19 protein-coding genes are annotated in these 16,859 nt (G+C 37.7%); 12 read left to right on the top strand and 7 right to left on the bottom strand.

Annotation, left to right across the window (positions count from 1 at the left end; all coding sequences use genetic code 11):
* Window positions 1–4: 4 nt before the first annotated feature.
* The 7 genes from Q360_RS0114775 to Q360_RS0114750 form a co-directional block, all read right to left on the bottom strand.
* Window positions 5–889, bottom strand: coding sequence for a ComEA family DNA-binding protein (locus tag Q360_RS0114775; RefSeq protein WP_027077773.1), 885 nt, complete (start codon window positions 887–889; stop codon window positions 5–7).
* A gap of 7 nt (window positions 890–896) precedes the next feature.
* Complete coding sequence (locus Q360_RS0114770) at window positions 897–2,966, bottom strand: amino acid carrier protein (RefSeq protein WP_036196082.1); 2,070 nt, start codon at window positions 2,964–2,966, stop codon at window positions 897–899.
* Between the two features lie 222 nt (window positions 2,967–3,188).
* On the bottom strand, window positions 3,189–3,611 hold the full coding sequence (locus Q360_RS27265; protein WP_316931538.1) for a potassium channel family protein: 423 nt from the start codon (window positions 3,609–3,611) through the stop codon (window positions 3,189–3,191).
* A gap of 283 nt (window positions 3,612–3,894) precedes the next feature.
* Window positions 3,895–4,086 (bottom strand): ion channel, encoded by a 192-nt coding sequence (locus Q360_RS27260; protein WP_316931537.1) that lies wholly within the window; start codon window positions 4,084–4,086, stop codon window positions 3,895–3,897.
* A gap of 2 nt (window positions 4,087–4,088) precedes the next feature.
* The gene (locus Q360_RS26755) at window positions 4,089–4,316 is read right to left on the bottom strand and encodes a PspC domain-containing protein (protein WP_027077771.1); all 228 of its coding nucleotides are present in this window, start codon (window positions 4,314–4,316) and stop codon (window positions 4,089–4,091) included.
* A 9-nt stretch (window positions 4,317–4,325) separates the two neighbouring features.
* A complete protein-coding gene (locus tag Q360_RS0114755) occupies window positions 4,326–5,603 on the bottom strand; it encodes a DUF2851 family protein (protein ID WP_027077770.1) in 1,278 nt (425 codons plus the stop codon).
* 57 nt (window positions 5,604–5,660) lie between these two features.
* Window positions 5,661–5,972: a rhodanese-like domain-containing protein gene (locus tag Q360_RS0114750; RefSeq protein ID WP_027077769.1), complete on the bottom strand. Its 312-nt coding sequence runs from the start codon at window positions 5,970–5,972 to the stop codon at window positions 5,661–5,663.
* A gap of 362 nt (window positions 5,973–6,334) precedes the next feature.
* Here Q360_RS0114750 and Q360_RS0114740 point away from each other — a divergent pair, with 362 nt between their 5' ends.
* From Q360_RS0114740 to Q360_RS0114685, 12 genes are all read left to right on the top strand, one after another.
* On the top strand, window positions 6,335–6,781 hold the full coding sequence (locus Q360_RS0114740) for a MarR family winged helix-turn-helix transcriptional regulator (RefSeq protein WP_027077768.1): 447 nt from the start codon (window positions 6,335–6,337) through the stop codon (window positions 6,779–6,781).
* 8 nt (window positions 6,782–6,789) lie between these two features.
* The gene (locus Q360_RS0114735; RefSeq protein ID WP_027077767.1) at window positions 6,790–7,422 is read left to right on the top strand and encodes an NAD(P)H-dependent oxidoreductase; all 633 of its coding nucleotides are present in this window, start codon (window positions 6,790–6,792) and stop codon (window positions 7,420–7,422) included.
* Between the two features lie 36 nt (window positions 7,423–7,458).
* Window positions 7,459–8,040 (top strand): YceI family protein, encoded by a 582-nt coding sequence (locus Q360_RS0114730; RefSeq protein WP_027077766.1) that lies wholly within the window; start codon window positions 7,459–7,461, stop codon window positions 8,038–8,040.
* A 357-nt stretch (window positions 8,041–8,397) separates the two neighbouring features.
* Entirely contained in the window at window positions 8,398–9,795 is a 1,398-nt protein-coding gene (locus Q360_RS0114725) for an anthranilate synthase component I family protein (protein WP_027077765.1), read from the top strand.
* Window positions 9,796–10,359 (top strand): anthranilate synthase component II, encoded by a 564-nt coding sequence (locus tag Q360_RS0114720; RefSeq protein WP_027077764.1) that lies wholly within the window; start codon window positions 9,796–9,798, stop codon window positions 10,357–10,359.
* Window positions 10,360–10,427: 68 nt separating this feature from the next.
* Entirely contained in the window at window positions 10,428–11,423 is a 996-nt protein-coding gene (trpD, locus tag Q360_RS0114715; RefSeq protein WP_027077763.1) for an anthranilate phosphoribosyltransferase, read from the top strand.
* An 87-nt stretch (window positions 11,424–11,510) separates the two neighbouring features.
* Entirely contained in the window at window positions 11,511–12,293 is a 783-nt protein-coding gene (gene trpC, locus Q360_RS0114710; protein ID WP_027077762.1) for an indole-3-glycerol phosphate synthase TrpC, read from the top strand.
* Window positions 12,294–12,374: 81 nt separating this feature from the next.
* The gene (locus Q360_RS0114705) at window positions 12,375–12,977 is read left to right on the top strand and encodes a phosphoribosylanthranilate isomerase (protein WP_027077761.1); all 603 of its coding nucleotides are present in this window, start codon (window positions 12,375–12,377) and stop codon (window positions 12,975–12,977) included.
* A 67-nt stretch (window positions 12,978–13,044) separates the two neighbouring features.
* Window positions 13,045–14,256, top strand: coding sequence for a tryptophan synthase subunit beta (gene trpB, locus Q360_RS0114700; protein ID WP_394331958.1), 1,212 nt, complete (start codon window positions 13,045–13,047; stop codon window positions 14,254–14,256).
* Window positions 14,257–14,272: 16 nt separating this feature from the next.
* On the top strand, window positions 14,273–15,037 hold the full coding sequence (trpA, locus tag Q360_RS0114695) for a tryptophan synthase subunit alpha (protein WP_027077759.1): 765 nt from the start codon (window positions 14,273–14,275) through the stop codon (window positions 15,035–15,037).
* A 19-nt stretch (window positions 15,038–15,056) separates the two neighbouring features.
* Window positions 15,057–15,254 carry a hypothetical protein gene (locus Q360_RS23490; protein WP_316931536.1) on the top strand — a complete coding sequence of 66 codons (198 nt, stop codon included), beginning with the start codon at window positions 15,057–15,059 and terminating at the stop codon, window positions 15,252–15,254.
* Between the two features lie 57 nt (window positions 15,255–15,311).
* Window positions 15,312–16,814 carry a M20/M25/M40 family metallo-hydrolase gene (locus Q360_RS0114685; protein WP_027077758.1) on the top strand — a complete coding sequence of 501 codons (1,503 nt, stop codon included), beginning with the start codon at window positions 15,312–15,314 and terminating at the stop codon, window positions 16,812–16,814.
* Window positions 16,815–16,859 lie beyond the last annotated feature (45 nt).

The following is a 16,859-nucleotide window of genomic DNA, read 5'->3' as shown; positions in this document are numbered from 1 at the left end:
AACATTAATTTTTTAAGTACAAATATAATGCAATTCTATTAATTCGGTCGGTGGGAAAACCCTCTATTTCCAATAATTCGTCAAAAGAATCGATCCCTCCGTTACGCCCTCTATACGCCACTATATCGTAAGCCACACTTTTTTGAAGGTATACTAAGTGCGCCAATTCTTCCGCAGTAGCGGTATTAATATTCATTTTTTTAACCAGAGGTATTTCTAGTACACGAAAGCGATTTAAAGTTCTTTCTACCACCTCCGGTTTTAATCCATAAACATCAGAAAGCTGGTCATCCAGAAGAAAACCGCCCAACCTATCCCTAAACTTAATAATACGCGCTGCTAGCTTATCCCCTATCCCGTTAATCAATTTAAGCTCCGCTTCGGTAGCTGTATTCAAATCTGAAATAACAGTAGCTGTTTTAGCTTCCTTAGAGGTGTTTATATATGCTTCTTGAACAAAAGGGGTTGATTTATTGGTTACCCAATCCGGGAATTTAAACAATGGAGATATCACGTCTAAAAGGGAGTCTGAAACCAAGGTTACCTGTTGAAATTCCTGCGCTGAATTTATATAAGTGTTATTTGCCCTAAACGCATGTAATCTATCTATCTCTTCTAAGGAAAGCCCCAGCGTATACCCCTTATAATCTGTAATAAAATTAGGATTAAATGGATAAATCTTAAGCGTATCCTTTACTGTAGCATTTTGCCTAAGAATGTCTATTTGCTGTTGGGTTTCCAAGTCAGGAACCATCACTTTTGCTCGTACAATAATATTATCCTTAAAAACAACATATCCTATTTGCGCTAAAATCAATAGTAGTAACAAAAAGAAAATCCCACTTCGTTCCTGTTTATTGAACTTAAAGTGGGATTTTAAAGATTTCATAAAAAAATTACTCTGCTACTTTTTTCTTCTTATAGAGTTGATTTGCTTTCAACTTTTTTAGATACACACCAAGATCTTTTTTAACCTCACCTGACATAATATATAACCCTATAATATTAGGAAAGGACATGGCCAAAATCATCATATCAGAAAAATCCAATACCGCACCCAAACTTACTGATGCACCGATAACCACAAACACTAAGAAAAACATTTTATAAACAAATTCAGTCCTTTTACTTTTACCGAACAAATAGGTCCAAGCCCGCATACCATAATAGGACCAAGAAATCATAGTCGAAAAAGCAAAAAGGAATACTGCAAGGGCCAAAACGTAAGGAAACCACGAAATTTGACTTCCAAAGGCATCAGATGTTAACTGCGCACCTGCAAGACCTTCAACCTCGTGCATCCCTGTAAAAATTAATACTAAAGCAGTAAGTGTACAAACCACCACAGTATCTATAAAAGGCTCCAATAAAGCTACAAAGCCTTCTGAAGGCGGGTGATTGGTCTTTGCCGTACTGTGTGCGATGGCGGCGGACCCCACACCTGCCTCATTTGAAAAGGCAGCCCGCTGAAAACCAATGACCAGCACTCCAATAATACCCCCTTTTAAAGCAGATGGACTAAATGCGCCATCCCAGATGGCAGAAAAAGCTGGACCTATATTCTGAATATTCATAATAATTACCGCTAAAGCGGCAACAATATATATGGAAGCCATTACTGGCACAATCCTACCCGTAACGTTAGCTATACTGTTTATGCCACCAATGATAACGACCCCTACCAAACTAGCGGTTACGATACCAAACCAAAATCCATTACCTACCAAGACTGGAAATTGTCCTGCTAATTGCTCAAATGACTGGTTGGCTTGGAACATATTACCACCTCCAAAAGAAGCTCCTACCGCCAAAACTGCGAATAATCCCGCAAGCACTTTTCCAATGCCTTTCATATTTCTTTTTTCAAGACCGTAGCGCAAGTAGTTCATAGGGCCCCCAAATACACGTCCATCAGGTAAAATATCCCTGTACTTTACACCGAGCGTACATTCAACGAATTTTGAGGACATCCCCAAAAGTCCACAAATAATCATCCAAAATGTTGCACCAGCGCCACCTAAGGAAACGGCGACGGCAACTCCCGCAATATTCCCCAGACCAACAGTGCCGGAAACGGCAGTCGCTAAAGCCTGGAAATGGGTTACTTGCCCAGGAGCATCCGGATCATCATATTTACCTCTGGCCAAATCTAAAGAATGTTTAAATCCTCGTATATTAATGAAGCCCATTCTGAATGTAAAGAAAGTTGCTCCTAATACAAGCCATATAACGATAAAAGGGATTCCCTTCGTTATTGGGTCACCGTTGGGATGGGTCATAACTAAAGGCTCGTCATATTGCACCTCAGCAAAGAAATGTGCACCCTGCTCAATTACATGCTCCTGATTGTCAGAATTATAAATAACCTTTCCTTCTGCAGTTAAATGTTTTAAGGTTCCAGTTGCGTTAGACATTATCGTTTGGTCCGCACCTTTATCCTGAGAGATGATTGCAACAGCTTCTCCCCTATTTACTTTTTCACCTTCTGCCTTTAACCATTTTGCAAGTACGTATTTATTTTGCACTTCCGGACTCCAATCCGGTATCGAGATACGTTTTAAATCGGCATAAGCAACGGGGTCATATATTCCTAATGCGGCAAAGGGATCCCAGAACAGAACAGAACCAAGTGCACCTACCGCAGGAGTCATTGCCCCGTTAAATACTTCTGTAATGGCTTCAGTTTCCACTTTAAATACTTTGGTGACATTTGCACCAGCAGCATCCGTTATAACCACATTGTACGATACACCTTCAACAAGACCTGTTGCCCTTTTTGAAGCTAATGGTGTTTCTTCATTACTCCAGCTAAACGTATACGGTTCTGTTCCCCCAGTTACTTTAAGCTCAATTACACCATCGTTTATGGATGAAGAAGGGTTATAGGTTTTTCCCGTAACCTCCAGTTCCTGAGCAGTTAGTACGAAACTAATAAAAAGAGAAAAGAAATAAAGTAATTTTTTCATGTAGACCATGTATCTAATTAATTTTAGTTGGTTTATGTATCACTACGTGGCAATATCTTAAAAATTATGTAGGGAATCAAATATACACCAAAAAGATTCTTAGGCGATATGAAACATTTCATTCCGTTTTTTGATTTGTTCTGGTCGCTCCAAAACAATCACTTTACTTTTTAGCTGTAATTTCAAATCTGCTTCTGGATTGATAATATACTCCCCATCCGGTTAAATATAACCAATAATAGTGCACCCTGTCTTTCTGCGCAAGTCCAAATCTCTTAACGAATTAAACCCTACTTGGTCGGCAAAGTCCTCGATTGCTACCTCCTCCAAATTAGTAGTATGCTCCCCTTCCATAGACAGTTTATCCATGAAAGTGATTAAATCCGGCATCACCACTAGCGATGCCATATGGTCCCCTCCAATTTTATGGGGCATAATTACTTTATTGGCCCCTGCCAGAAGTAACTTTTTCTGGGAATTAGCTAAAGATGCCCGACTTATAATAAATAGGTTTTTGTTCAGCTGCCTTGCCGACAGAACCACAAAAAGATTTGTAGCATCATCCGGTAGTGCCATAATAAGAAATTGCGCACGCTCAATACCTGCAATTAATAACACCTCATCATCATTTGCATCACCCTCCACAAATAATAGCGTATCGTCGTGCCTATCTATAATTTCCTTTTCTCGTTCTATGAATTATAAATGGCTTATTGTAGGCTTTTAGACGTTCTGAAGCCTGCATACCATTTCTACCAAAACCACATACAACAACGTGGTTGGATAAACTGTTTATGGTTTTTTTACTCTCTTTTTTTTTAAGATTTGGATGGGATTTCTACCTAACAAATGCTCTGTCACTACCGAAATAACAAAACCCACTATGAAAACACTAGTTACAATTAGCAGTATCGTGAATAATTTACCTTCAGGTCCCATAGGCCTCACTTCTAGGCCTCACTTCAGAAAAACCTACGGTAGTAACGGTAATTATGGTCATATAAAGCGCATCTATCCACGAATAATCAGTACTATAGCGATACTCAAGCACACCAAACATGAGCACAAACACGATTAAAACCAGTGCCAAATAAATTTTAAATCTAAAAAATTTAATCATTGCTATAAATCAAAAACAGAAGTTCTTTTTGTGTGTACCAAATCCTTTATTCTTAACCAAAAAGCTAAAAAAAGATACAGCGCGAAGCCAAAACCCAAGGTTACAAAAGTTAAGTAAATAAAAGATGTACGAACCACTCGAGCACGAATCCCCATTCTTTCCGCTATTCTTCGGCAAACTTCAAAACCACGCTTTTGCAAATAGTGTAATAACTTATACAAAATGTTCATGCCCTAAAATTAAGTTTTTAAAGTTAATAATTCTGACCCTACCGCACATTGTAGACATTTGTTTTTTGTGCAATAGTTCGTATAGAGTTCCAATAAAGCTTGACTATCCTTTGCAGTATCAACGTTGACCCCCAGTTCCTGATATTGCTGGATAATACTATTTTTCTCTGCTGGAATCATATCGATAGGCTTGGTAAAGGTATCGTTCACGAATTTTCCTTGCCGTTTTAAGTAACAGAATTTCAAAGGCAAAATAGTATTGATAACCAATAAATCTATAAACTTCTTAGACGTTTTTTTAACACTTATTTTTGAAACCTTACCAAAAGTAAAATGGTTTTCCCAATATTCACTTGTATGTACAGAGAATAAGCCATATAAATCGGTGTTTTCGTTTTGCATAGCATTAAAAAACAAGGAGTGTGACTTTGCGTATAGCTGCGCTATTTGTGAAAGCCGTATCGTTGGAAAATTAGGGGGTCTTAGTTTAAAAAATTGGGGAGTTAACATTACTTCTTTATCCAATTGGTATTTGTGAGCCAAGTAATCATAGTTTTTGCGTAATTGAAGGTAATATAAATCGGTATGTTCTGTCTCTAAAAGACCTGAAAGCCCAAAAAGAAGCGCCTCTAGTTCCATTGGTTTGTTTTGTAGTTTCCTAATAATGGAAAAGTCTAGATACTTGGCTACTTCTAGGAATAGCTCCCCATTAATAGTAGAGCCAAAGCTCTTTAAAAGTAAAATAAAAAGCACCTTTTCCCAATCATTTTTCGACGCTTCCAACAATTTTAAAACTACTTCGGACTTGTGTTCCAATCGTTCAAAATAGAGCCGCTCCTTCCAATTATCAAAATTAAAACTGGAGATTTCGGTAATATCTTTACCACAATTAATAAAAGTATTGGGTTTTTGTTGAAATAGTTTTTGATAATTGGATAACAGTTCGGTGCTAATATAATTATGTAACTCCAGCGTAGGAATCTCGGAACCATCCGCTCTAAAAACCGCTACATTGTCTTCCCAAACGACATGAAGTATTACGCTATCGTAATTGGAATCGGTTTCATGATTATGGGCATACCAGTCAGATGATTTTATGTGAATTTCTACATTTCCAGCCCACATCTGCTCATCAATACTAAGCTTCGCATTGAAAAAATCCGGACCACTTAAGTGATTATGTGTACCCGAAGACTGCACAGAAATAGGATGGCCTTTTGTTGTCCTAATACCGGCAACCGGATATTTTTTATACTTCCAGATATAGTGCAAAAGATTTTCCTTCATGCTATAAAAATAAAAAACCCACGTAAAAGTGGGCTCTTTATTTTCTAAAATTCAATTTTATTCTACAATATCGCCTTCCCAGTTCATAAATCCACCAGCTAAATTATAAGTATTTTCAAAACCGATACTATTCATAATCGCGCACGCTTGTCCGCTTCGGCTACCTGACCGACAATACACGTAATAATTTTTTGTTTTATCGAGTTTTTCGAGTTCATCAATAAAGCCCTGACCTAAATAAATATCAATATTCTTTGCTTTAGGAATATACCCTTCCTCCAGTTCTTCTTCCGCACGGACATCAAGAATAAAAGCGTTTTCATCCTCGCTAATTTTTTCTCCCCATTCTTCCTGTGATAAATCTGCCATACTAGTATAAAATTATTTATTTAGGTCAAAAATAAGTGATTTTAGAAAATTATACGGTATACAAGCTATTGTAGTTTCCGTTTGGCTTGGTACAGATATTTTTTATACTACTATCTTCGCTATCAAATACGTCTTTACCGTTGTATTCAAATCTAACTATTGCAAGGTTATTTTGAAAAGGCAACGTCTTTCCGTAAGGCAAATACCATCTTGTAGCGCCATGCGGTTTTATCTAAAAGAAATTACCACCTTGCTTTTAGTGAGTTGACAACTATCGAAAAAAGATTAACAAAAATTTAATTAAAAAATTGTGTTTGATAAAATAATATATATACATTTGTATATACAATTATTGTAACTACATGAATGTTGAAAAAGCCATTAAAACGAGTGTTGAAATTCCCTTAAAAAAGAGAACTATCATTCATTTGTCATTGGTTTATAATAAGGTGAACGAGCAGGTAGCATTAACTTTAAAACCCTTTGAAATATCTGTACAACAGTTTAATGTTCTTCGTATTTTAAGAGGACAAAAAGGAAAGCCGGCAAACTTATCTACAATCAACGAAAGAATGGTGACCAAGATGAGTAATACGACCAGATTAGTAGACAAACTAATCTCAAAAAAATACGTGAATAGAACCATATGTAAACATAACCGTAGAAAAGTAGAAATTAGCATAACAGGCAATGGATTAGATTTTCTAAACCAAATAGATGGCATGCTATTTAACAAAGAAGAAGAAATACTGAGGGATTTCTCCAACTTGGAATTAATACAGTTTAATACATTATTAGATAAATTTTAAAACAAGAAATGAATACGATTTTAGAGCACAGGACTTGGCGTTACGCCACTAAAAAATTTGACAGCACCAAGAAGATTTCAACCGATGAAATATCACTATTATTAGAGGCTACACGCCTTAGTGCATCTTCCTACGGTCTGCAACCTTACCATGTTTTTATAATTACGGACACACAAATTCGAGAAAAACTAAAGCCGGTATCTTGGGGACAGTCGCAAATAACGGATGCATCACATCTAATCGTCTTCGCTAATCAAACAGATTTTACCGGAGAATTGGTAGACGATTATATTAAAAATGTTGCTGAGACAAGGAATATTCCAAGTGAAACCTTAAAGGGATATAGTGATTTTACTAAATCAAAAATCCTAAATTTCCCGGTAAAAACGAAAGAAGAGTGGACAGCAAAACAAGTATATTTAGCCCTAGGCAATCTGATGCAGGCAGCCGCGGAGTTAAAAATTGATACCTGCCCAATGGAAGGATTTGAAGCTGAAGCATACGACACTATTTTAAATTTAGGAGAAAAGAACCTAACCACTTCCGTGGTAGTACCTATCGGATATCGCTCCGAAGCAGACGAATCCCAACATTTTCCTAAAGTACGCAAATCGAAAGAAGAACTATTTACACATTTATAATTAAAAAATAAACATACTTACATTAAAATTAGAACTATGAAAAAAACAGTATCAAGTATCTTTCTAGCTATTTTATTCGGATTTTCCGCAACGGCTAGCACACCAATTGATGGAGAAAAAAAAGAAGTTAATATTAGCCAAAGTAAAGTAACATGGAAGGCTTATAAGGTAACCGGCGAACATGACGGAACGATACAATTAAAATCTGGTCATTTGGAGATGGACGGTAAAAAATTGGTAGGTGGTGAATTCGAAGTGGATATGACCTCAATAATAGTTACGGATTTAGCTGCAGGAGACGGTAAAGAAAAACTAGAAGGTCATTTAAAATCTGATGATTTCTTTGGTGTTGAAAAGCACACGACGGCCAAATTAGTTTTTATGTCCGTGGAAAACTTCAATAAAAACTCTTATACAGTTAAAGGGGATTTAACGATTAAGGGGATTACAAAGCCAATCACTTTAGTGGTCTCTATGTTCGAAAATAAGGCAACTGCAACGATGAAAGTGGATAGGTCTAAATTTGATGTTCGTTACGGTTCAGGTAGCTTTTTTGATGATTTGGGAGATAAAACTATTTACGATGAGTTTGACTTGGTAGTAGATTTAGTGCTTTAACAACTACTAATTGTCCTTGACAAGCATAATATTTAAGAATCCTTTTGAAAAATTTTCAAAAGGATTCTTATTTTTTGGTACAGAAAGTTTGTGGCTTTAAAATTCCTTTCTATCTTTGATTGAATGAGAAAAACAAACAACATATGGTGGTGGAATAATTTACGACAACATTCGTGAACCAGTCCCTATTGAAAAAATATAAAGGCTTGTCATCACGACAAGCCTTTTTTTATTGACACCTTTTACTTTAAATTCCGAAATAGCGGACATCCTTTTAAAACTAGGTTGAAAGCAAAAACCTACAAGCCAATAAACAGATTTTGACTTAGGTCAAAATAAAATTAAAGAATTCGTTCTATGCAATTTGAACTAAAGACCCATCATAAAAAGATTTTAGCGGATACCATTACTCCGGTAAGTGTCTACCTAAAAATAAGGGACAGATTCCCCAATAGTATATTATTGGAAAGTAGCGACTATCACGCCAACGATAATAGTTTTTCCTATATCTGTTGCAATCCCATTGCTTCTATAAAGGTTGAAAACGAAGTGATTTCTAAAGAGTTCCCAAACGGGGATAAAGAGACCATCCAAATAACCGGTACGGTTGATGTAATGCAAGAGATTGATGCTTTTGGTAAACAGTTTAAGGTTGCCGACCAGGATTTTAAGTTCATCACCAACGGCTTGTTCGGTTTTATGGCTTACGACGCGGTGCGCTATTTTGAAGATGTAAAAATATCTAAAAAGGATAATTCGATAGCTATTCCAGATATGTATTATGCGGTGTACCAAAACATTATCGCCATCAATCATTTTAAAAACGAAGCCTATCTTTTTGCCCATTGCTTTGACTCGGACAACAACATTCCAGAACTGGAACAAGTGTTGAAGATTCGCACCTTTGCCTCCTACAATTTCTCCAAAGAAGGTGCGGTAAAGACCAATCTTGAAGATAATGCGTTTAAGGAACAAGTTGCCTTGGCAAAAAAACATTGTCAACGCGGCGATGTTTTTCAGCTCGTACTCTCAAAACGTTTTTCACAAGGTTTTAAAGGTGATGAATTCAACGTATATCGTGCTTTGCGTTCTATAAATCCATCTCCATATCTATTCTTTTTTGATTATGGTGATTTTAAGATTTTTGGAAGTTCGCCAGAAGCACAAATTATTGTAAAAGACGAAAAAGCAGAAATTCATCCCATCGCAGGCACCTACAAAAGAACCGGTAACGACGAAAAAGATGCCGAACTTGCTAAACAACTGGCGCAAGACGATAAAGAGAACAGCGAGCATGTTATGTTGGTAGATCTTGCTAGAAATGACCTCAGTAGAAACGGTAATATGGTACAGGTAGATACCTACAGAGAAGTACAGTATTTCTCGCATGTAATTCATTTGGTCTCTAAGGTAACCGGTGTTAAAAAACCCGATATTTCTACCCTAAAAATAGTAGCAGACACCTTTCCCGCGGGCACTTTAAGTGGCGCACCTAAACACAGAGCCATGCAGCTTATAGAAAAATACGAAAAAACCAGTCGTGGTTATTACGGCGGAGCAATAGGATTTATGGATTTTAAAGGGAATTTTAACCATGCCATTATGATTAGAACCTTTTTGAGCAAGAACCATGAATTACATTTCCAAGCTGGTGCAGGGCTCGTAGCAGCTTCGGATGCAGAAGACGAATTACAAGAAACATATAATAAATTGGGTGCTTTAAACAAGGCCCTAGAAATTGCTGAAACGATTTAAATGGGACAGAGGATATTAATGATAGACAACTATGATAGTTTCACCTATAACTTGGTGCACTATCTAGAAGATTTAGATTGTGAAGTTCTCGTAAAACGGAACGACCAATTAACACTGGAGGATGTGGATGCTTTTGAGAGCATTGTACTTTCTCCTGGTCCAGGTATTCCGGACGAGGCAGGTCTTTTAAAAAGTATTATAAAAACCTATGCAGGTCGCAAACGTATTTTTGGAGTTTGTTTAGGCCAACAGGCGATAGCTGAAGTATTTGGAGGCAGCCTTACTAATTTAGACCAAGTATATCACGGTGTGGCAACACCTATAAAAATTACGCAGGACGACTATATATTTAACGGCCTTCCAAAAGAAATTAAAGTAGGTAGGTACCATTCTTGGGTCGTACACCATGATTTACCAGCTTGTCTTGAGGCCACTTCTTTTGACGAAAACGGACAAATCATGTCCCTGCGCCATAGGGAGTTTGATATACGTGCGGTACAGTTTCACCCAGAGTCAGTTTTGACACCGGAAGGCAAAGAAATTTTGAGGAATTGGATAAGGTAGGTTTTAGAGGTAAGCCTAAGAGAATAAAAAGATTCCCATCTTCATGGGAATGAAAAAGTATAATAGTTATGAAAGAAACACTAAATAGATTAATCAATCATGAAATTCTAGAGAAGCAAGACGCGAAACGGATATTAGTAAATATTGCAAAAGGCGATTACAATACCAGTCAGATAGCTGCATTTCTTACGGTATACATGATGAGAAGTGTTACGATTGAAGAATTAGAAGGTTTCCGTGATGCCTTATTGGAACTTTGTTTGGCGGTAGATTTATCGGACTATAATCCAATTGATTTATGTGGAACGGGTGGTGATGGCAAGGATACTTTTAATATTTCTACTTTGTCCTCATTTGTGACTGCCGGAGCGGGTATAAAAGTAACTAAACACGGTAATTATGGGGTTTCATCAAAATGTGGTAGTAGTAATGTAATGGAATTTTTAGGGATCAAATTTAGTAATGAAGCAGACTTCTTAACGAAATCTATTGAAGAAGCCGGTATATGTGTGTTGCATGCACCGCTATTTCATCCAGCAATGAAAAATGTGGCTCCTATTAGAAAGGAACTGGCCGTAAAGACCTTTTTTAATATGTTAGGCCCTATGGTAAATCCAGCCTTCCCGAAAAATCAAATGGTAGGCGTCTTTAATCTAGAACTCGCTAGAATGTACGGGTATTTATACCAGAATACCGATAAGAATTTTACCGTTTTACATGCCTTAGACGGTTATGACGAAATTAGCCTAACAGGAGACACTAAAACGATTTCAAACGGTTCTGAAGCCATTATCAAACCCTCAGATTTTGGATTAACACCAATTAATGCTGAGGCGATAGTTGGAGGAGATGATATTGCTGATTCTGCCCAAATTTTCATGAGCGTACTCAACGGAAAAGGAACAGAAGCGCAAAATAACGTAGTCTGCGCCAACGCTGGAGTTGCTATTGCGACTGTAGAAGGTATAACACCAAAAGAGGGCTTTGAAAAAGCAAAGGAATCCTTATTAAGCGGTAAAGGATTAAAGGCTCTGAAGAAATTACAAGAATTGAGTGCTAATTAAAACAAAATATTATGCTGAACGCAGTCGAAGAAAATATAGCAATGTTGCAACAGATTACTTCGCTACGCTCTCAATGACCCTCAAAATATGGATATACTCGCAAAAATAATAGCAGATAAATACAAAGAAGTTACGCTTAAAAAAAGCTTGATTCCCGCCTCACAATTAGAGCAATCTGTTCTTTTTGACCGAAAAGGCGGTTCTCTAGCAAAAGCACTATGCAATAGCAACACAGGTATTATTGCAGAACATAAAAGGCGTTCGCCCTCAAAGGACACTATCAATCAGAACACCAATATTGGGGAAGTGGCAAAAGGCTACCAAAAAGCTGGCGTTTGTGGTATGAGCGTGCTAACGGATATCAAATATTTTGGAGGTTCTTTAGAGGATTTACTTTTAGCTAGAGCCTGTGTACCCATGCCGCTTTTACGAAAAGAATTTATAATAGATGAATACCAGCTTTTGGAAGCCAAGGCTTATGGAGCCGATGTTATTTTATTAATTGCAGCAGTTTTATCTCGGCAAGAAATAAAAACCCTTTCCGAATTTGCGAAAGGTCTAGATTTGGAAGTGCTGTTGGAAGTTCATAATGAAGAAGAATTACATAAATCCGTAATGCCAAGTTTGGATATATTGGGCGTTAATAACAGGGACTTAAAAACGTTTAGCGTTAGCATAGAGACGAGCAAAATCCTTTCTGAATTAATTCCGAACGATTTTGTAAAGGTCTCTGAAAGCGGTATTAGCTCCATTGAGGCCATTCAAGAGTTAAAGCCATACGGGTATCAAGGTTTCCTGATAGGGGAAAATTTCATGAAGACCGATAATCCAGGCAGAAGTGCTGCTGAATTTATTAAAAAAATAAAGTAAACCGTGGACTACTATTATTCTAAGAAAGACAAAAACGAAGTAGGAAAAGGGAGAAAGCCTTTTAAGCTAAAAGTATGTGGCATGAACAAAAACACCACCGAAGTAGCTGCACTATTTCCAGATTACTTAGGTTTTATTTTTTGGGATACATCTAAACGTAATTTTGAGGGAAATATGCCTGCACTTCCCCACAGTATAAAAAAAGTGGGTGTGTTTGTTGATGCAGATATTCTAGAGGTAAAACGTTTGGTAGAAAAGTTCCAATTGCTACTGGTACAGCTTCATGGAAAAGAATCCTCAGACTATTGTCAAAGGCTTAAAAAGGAGATTCCCCACATAAAAATTATTAAAGTTTTTTCCATAAAGGATAACTTTAATTTTGATGTGTTGAAAACATACGAGGATGTATGTGATTTTTATTTATTCGACACCAAGGGCAAGTTGCCAGGAGGAAACGGATATGTTTTTGACTGGAGTGTATTGGATAAATATCCATCTAAAAAACCATACTTTTTAAGTGGCGGTATTGGTTTGGAAGAAACAGAGGCATTAAAAGAATTTTCAAAAAAATCGGAGAGTATCTACTGCCATGCTATTGACATAAATAGTAAATTTGAAATAGAACCAGGATTAAAAAAAATCGAGGATTTAAAAGAGTTTTATCAACTATTACCCACAAAATAATAAGAATAAAAGGTGTGTATACACCTCACTAAATCCCTCTTTGCTAGGAGGAAAAGAAATAAGAAAAATGGAAAAAGAAAAAAGAAAAAATCAGATGGGTGGTTTCCACGCAGACGAAAAAGGATATTATGGCGAGTTTGGAGGCGCATTTATACCAGAAATGTTGTACCCCAATGTAGAAGAATTACGCCAACATTATTTGGAAATCATGTACGAAGATTCTTTTCAGAAAGAGTTCAACCAGTTGCTTAAAGATTACGTGGGTAGGCCGTCGCCACTCTATTTTGCAAACCGACTTTCAGAAAAATATAATACCAGAGTATATTTGAAAAGAGAAGATCTTAACCATACTGGCGCACATAAGATAAACAATACCATAGGGCAGATTCTCGTAGCCAAAAAACTGGGTAAAACCCGTATTATTGCAGAAACAGGTGCTGGGCAGCACGGGGTAGCAACCGCAACTGTTTGTGCCTTAATGGGACTGAAGTGCATCGTATACATGGGTGAAAAAGATATCGCCAGACAGGCACCAAACGTGGCGCGTATGAAAATGCTGGGCGCGGAAGTGCGACCGGCACTTTCTGGAAGTAAAACCTTAAAAGATGCTACAAACGAGGCCATACGCGATTGGATAAATAATCCGGTAGATACCCACTATATTATTGGATCTGCTATTGGACCACACCCCTACCCAGATATGGTTACACGATTTCAGTCGGTCATTTCTGAAGAAATCAAATGGCAATTAAAAGAAAAAGAAGGTCGAGAAAATCCAGATTATATAGTGGCCTGTATTGGTGGTGGTAGTAATGCTGCCGGAACCTACCATCACTTCTTAGACGAACCCGAAGTAGGAATCATTGCCGTTGAAGCTGCCGGAAAAGGAGTGAATACCGGAGAAAGTGCCGCAACTTCAGCATTAGGTAAAGTAGGTATCATCCACGGGTGCAAAACGATGTTGATGCAAACAGTAGACGGACAAATAACCGAACCCTACTCTATTTCTGCTGGTTTGGATTATCCTGGTGTGGGGCCCATGCATTCTCATTTATACAAATCCGGTCGCGCTGAATTTTATTCCGCTACGGATGATGAGGCCATGACCGCTGGATTAGAACTTTCGCAATTGGAAGGTATTATTCCAGCAATAGAAACCGGACATGCATTTGCTATTTTTTCACATAAAAAATTTAAACCGGATGATATTGTGGTCATCAGCCTTTCAGGACGCGGAGATAAAGATTTACAGACGTATATAGACTACTTCAAGCTATAAGCTTAATTTATTTTTCATGAACAGAATAAACCAAAAACTAAACTCCGAAGGAAAACTCCTATCTATCTACTTCACGGCAGGCTACCCAGCATTGAACGACACCGTTAAGATCATTCAAGATTTGGAAAAAAATGGGGTAGATATGATTGAAATCGGATTACCGTTCAGCGACCCCTTGGCAGATGGGCCTACTATACAGGAAAGCTCCACAGCTGCCTTAAAAAATGGCATGACTTCCGAGGAACTATTTAATCAATTAAAAGACATTCGTAAAACAGTTCGTATACCACTTATCGTCATGGGATATTTCAACCCCATGCTCCAATATGGCGTAGAAGCCTTTTGTAAAAGATGCAATGACATTGGGATTGACGGTATTATAATGCCAGACCTTCCTTTAGATGTATATCAAGCGGAATACGAATCTATTTTTAAAAAATACGGCTTGATAAACGTATTCTTGATAACGCCCCAAACAAGTAATGAACGTATACGGCAAATTGATGCAGCATCGGACGGCTTTATTTATATGGTAAGTTCAGCCAGCGTTACGGGTTCAAAATCGGGCTTCGGTAACGAACAAGGACGTTATTTTGAACGTATTGCGGGGATGGAACTCGATAACCCACAAATCGTAGGTTTTGGTATTAAAGATTCAGAAACTTTTCAGGCAGCGACCAAAGATACTAAAGGTGCTATTATTGGTTCTGCTTTTATTAAACACTTAACAAAGCATGGAGTTGAAGAAATCCCATCTTTTATAACGACCATAAGACCCTAATGATAGCGTTTTTGAACAATTGGAAATTAATAATTCTACTATGCCTTACACGGGGCTTGGCACCCTTTTTCCTGAACCCCATTTATGGGGCAAACTAAACGGGGTAGCAGGCGGTGCCGTTGTCATGGAAGCCATGGATTGGTTTGATTTGTTATTTCAAGGGTTTCCTTTTCTGCTCCTCATCAGAAAAGGAGTACCATCTTTTTTAAAAAAATAGCTTGGGGCATAACATTCTATCTTTTATCCTTACTTTTCAATATTCAAAATACAACTCATGAAAAACTATTGGCGTATTCTATTTGTCCTTGTATTCACAACATTTACCAACGCACAAACACCTGAGGAATTAAAATCATACGTACGTCATAGCATTGACGAATTACGGCAGTTTGTAGCGCTCCCTAACGATGCACTAAATCCAGACGATATTGACCGTAATCTTATGTGGTTACGCGATAAATTCAACCAAAGAGGTTTTAATACTTCTATTTTGGAAACCGACAACCTTCCCTTATTCTTTGCAGCTTTGCCCATGGACGATACCAAACCGACCATCTTGTTGTACATGCACTTGGATGGACAATCCGTAGACCCTTCAAAATGGAATCAGGACAATCCCTACGAGACAGTCCTAAAATCTATGGATGGAGACCAATGGAAAACTGAAGATTTTGCAGAACTTGACACGGATATAAACTACGATTGGCGCTTATTTGGCCGGTCAACTTCAGATGATAAAGGACCTATTGTAATGTTTCTGAATGCCATCGACTTACTAAAGAAAAATAGCAAAGAGCTGTCTTTTAATATAAAGGTGATTTTAGATAGCGAAGAGGAAAAAAGTAGTAAGCCCTTACCAAAAGCAGTCCGTACCTACAAAGAATTATTAATGGCAGATTTTCTGGTCATAAGCGACGGACCGGTGCATCCCTCGGGAAAACCAACGGTAGTGTACGGTTGCCGCGGTATAACTAGTGTATCCCTTACCACTTTTGGTCCTATAAAACCTCAGCATAGTGGACACTATGGCAATTACGCCCCAAATCCAGGCTTCCAATTAGCCCAGGCATTGGCTAGTATGAAAGATACTGAAGGTCGCGTTGTAATACCTGGTTATTATGAGGGCATTTCCTTAGATGATACTACACAGAATATCCTAAAAAGTGTGCCAGAAAACGACACGGAAATTTCAGAAAAACTACAGTTTAAAACTCCAGAAAAGGTGGGCGCATTCTACCAAGAAGCGCTTCAATACCCCAGTTTAAATATTAGAGGACTAGGTTCCGGATGGATTGGAGAAAAAGCGAGAACTATTGTACCTGCAACCGCTACAGCAGAATTAGATTTGAGATTAGTACCCGAAACCGATGGTACTCGATTGAAAAACCTTGTCAAAAAACATATCGAAAAAGAGGGTTTTTATATCACCACCATGGCACCTACAAAAGAAGAGCGTATGGCGCACGATAAAATTATGATGGTAATGGAAGGTTCTGTAACGGATGCTTTTAGAACAGACTTGAACAACCCCTACGGCAAGTTCATTGTAAAAACACTACAAGAGACTTTTGAAGATGATGTCGTACAGATACGGACTATGGGCGGCACGGTTCCCATTGCGCCATTTATAAATGAGTTAAAAATACCAGCCTTTCTCATACCTATGGTAAATCCTGACAATAACCAACACAGTCCCAATGAAAACCTTAGAATAGGACAAATAGCTTATGGTATAAAAACGTTTTATTCGCTTCTAAGCACTACGAATACGCAATAAAAAAATTTGTAGCGAATACTAAAAGAGCCTAAACATGATATTGCT

The sequence above is a fragment of the Maribacter antarcticus DSM 21422 genome, assembly GCF_000621125.1.
Classification (GTDB): Bacteria; Bacteroidota; Bacteroidia; order Flavobacteriales; family Flavobacteriaceae; genus Maribacter; species Maribacter antarcticus.
Note: the sequence above shows the minus strand (reverse complement) of the source record. Positions and strands in the feature narration are given on the sequence as shown.

What these genes read in the sequence shown, in the direction of transcription:
- Q360_RS0114775 (WP_027077773.1), bottom strand. Translation starts at nt 889, where the DNA reads ATGAAATCTTTAAAATCCCACTTTAAGTTCAATAAACAGGAACGAAGT.
- Q360_RS0114770 (WP_036196082.1), bottom strand. Translation starts at nt 2,966, where the DNA reads ATGAAAAAATTACTTTATTTCTTTTCTCTTTTTATTAGTTTCGTACTA.
- Q360_RS27260 (WP_316931537.1), bottom strand. Translation starts at nt 4,086, where the DNA reads ATGATTAAATTTTTTAGATTTAAAATTTATTTGGCACTGGTTTTAATC.
- Q360_RS26755 (WP_027077771.1), bottom strand. Translation starts at nt 4,316, where the DNA reads ATGAACATTTTGTATAAGTTATTACACTATTTGCAAAAGCGTGGTTTT.
- Q360_RS0114755 (WP_027077770.1), bottom strand. Translation starts at nt 5,603, where the DNA reads ATGAAGGAAAATCTTTTGCACTATATCTGGAAGTATAAAAAATATCCG.
- Q360_RS0114750 (WP_027077769.1), bottom strand. Translation starts at nt 5,972, where the DNA reads ATGGCAGATTTATCACAGGAAGAATGGGGAGAAAAAATTAGCGAGGAT.
- Q360_RS0114740 (WP_027077768.1), top strand. Translation starts at nt 6,335, where the DNA reads ATGAATGTTGAAAAAGCCATTAAAACGAGTGTTGAAATTCCCTTAAAA.
- Q360_RS0114735 (WP_027077767.1), top strand. Translation starts at nt 6,790, where the DNA reads ATGAATACGATTTTAGAGCACAGGACTTGGCGTTACGCCACTAAAAAA.
- Q360_RS0114730 (WP_027077766.1), top strand. Translation starts at nt 7,459, where the DNA reads ATGAAAAAAACAGTATCAAGTATCTTTCTAGCTATTTTATTCGGATTT.
- Q360_RS0114725 (WP_027077765.1), top strand. Translation starts at nt 8,398, where the DNA reads ATGCAATTTGAACTAAAGACCCATCATAAAAAGATTTTAGCGGATACC.
- Q360_RS0114720 (WP_027077764.1), top strand. Translation starts at nt 9,796, where the DNA reads ATGGGACAGAGGATATTAATGATAGACAACTATGATAGTTTCACCTAT.
- trpD (WP_027077763.1), top strand. Translation starts at nt 10,428, where the DNA reads ATGAAAGAAACACTAAATAGATTAATCAATCATGAAATTCTAGAGAAG.
- trpC (WP_027077762.1), top strand. Translation starts at nt 11,511, where the DNA reads ATGGATATACTCGCAAAAATAATAGCAGATAAATACAAAGAAGTTACG.
- Q360_RS0114705 (WP_027077761.1), top strand. Translation starts at nt 12,375, where the DNA reads ATGAACAAAAACACCACCGAAGTAGCTGCACTATTTCCAGATTACTTA.
- trpB (WP_394331958.1), top strand. Translation starts at nt 13,045, where the DNA reads ATGGAAAAAGAAAAAAGAAAAAATCAGATGGGTGGTTTCCACGCAGAC.
- trpA (WP_027077759.1), top strand. Translation starts at nt 14,273, where the DNA reads ATGAACAGAATAAACCAAAAACTAAACTCCGAAGGAAAACTCCTATCT.
- Q360_RS0114685 (WP_027077758.1), top strand. Translation starts at nt 15,312, where the DNA reads ATGAAAAACTATTGGCGTATTCTATTTGTCCTTGTATTCACAACATTT.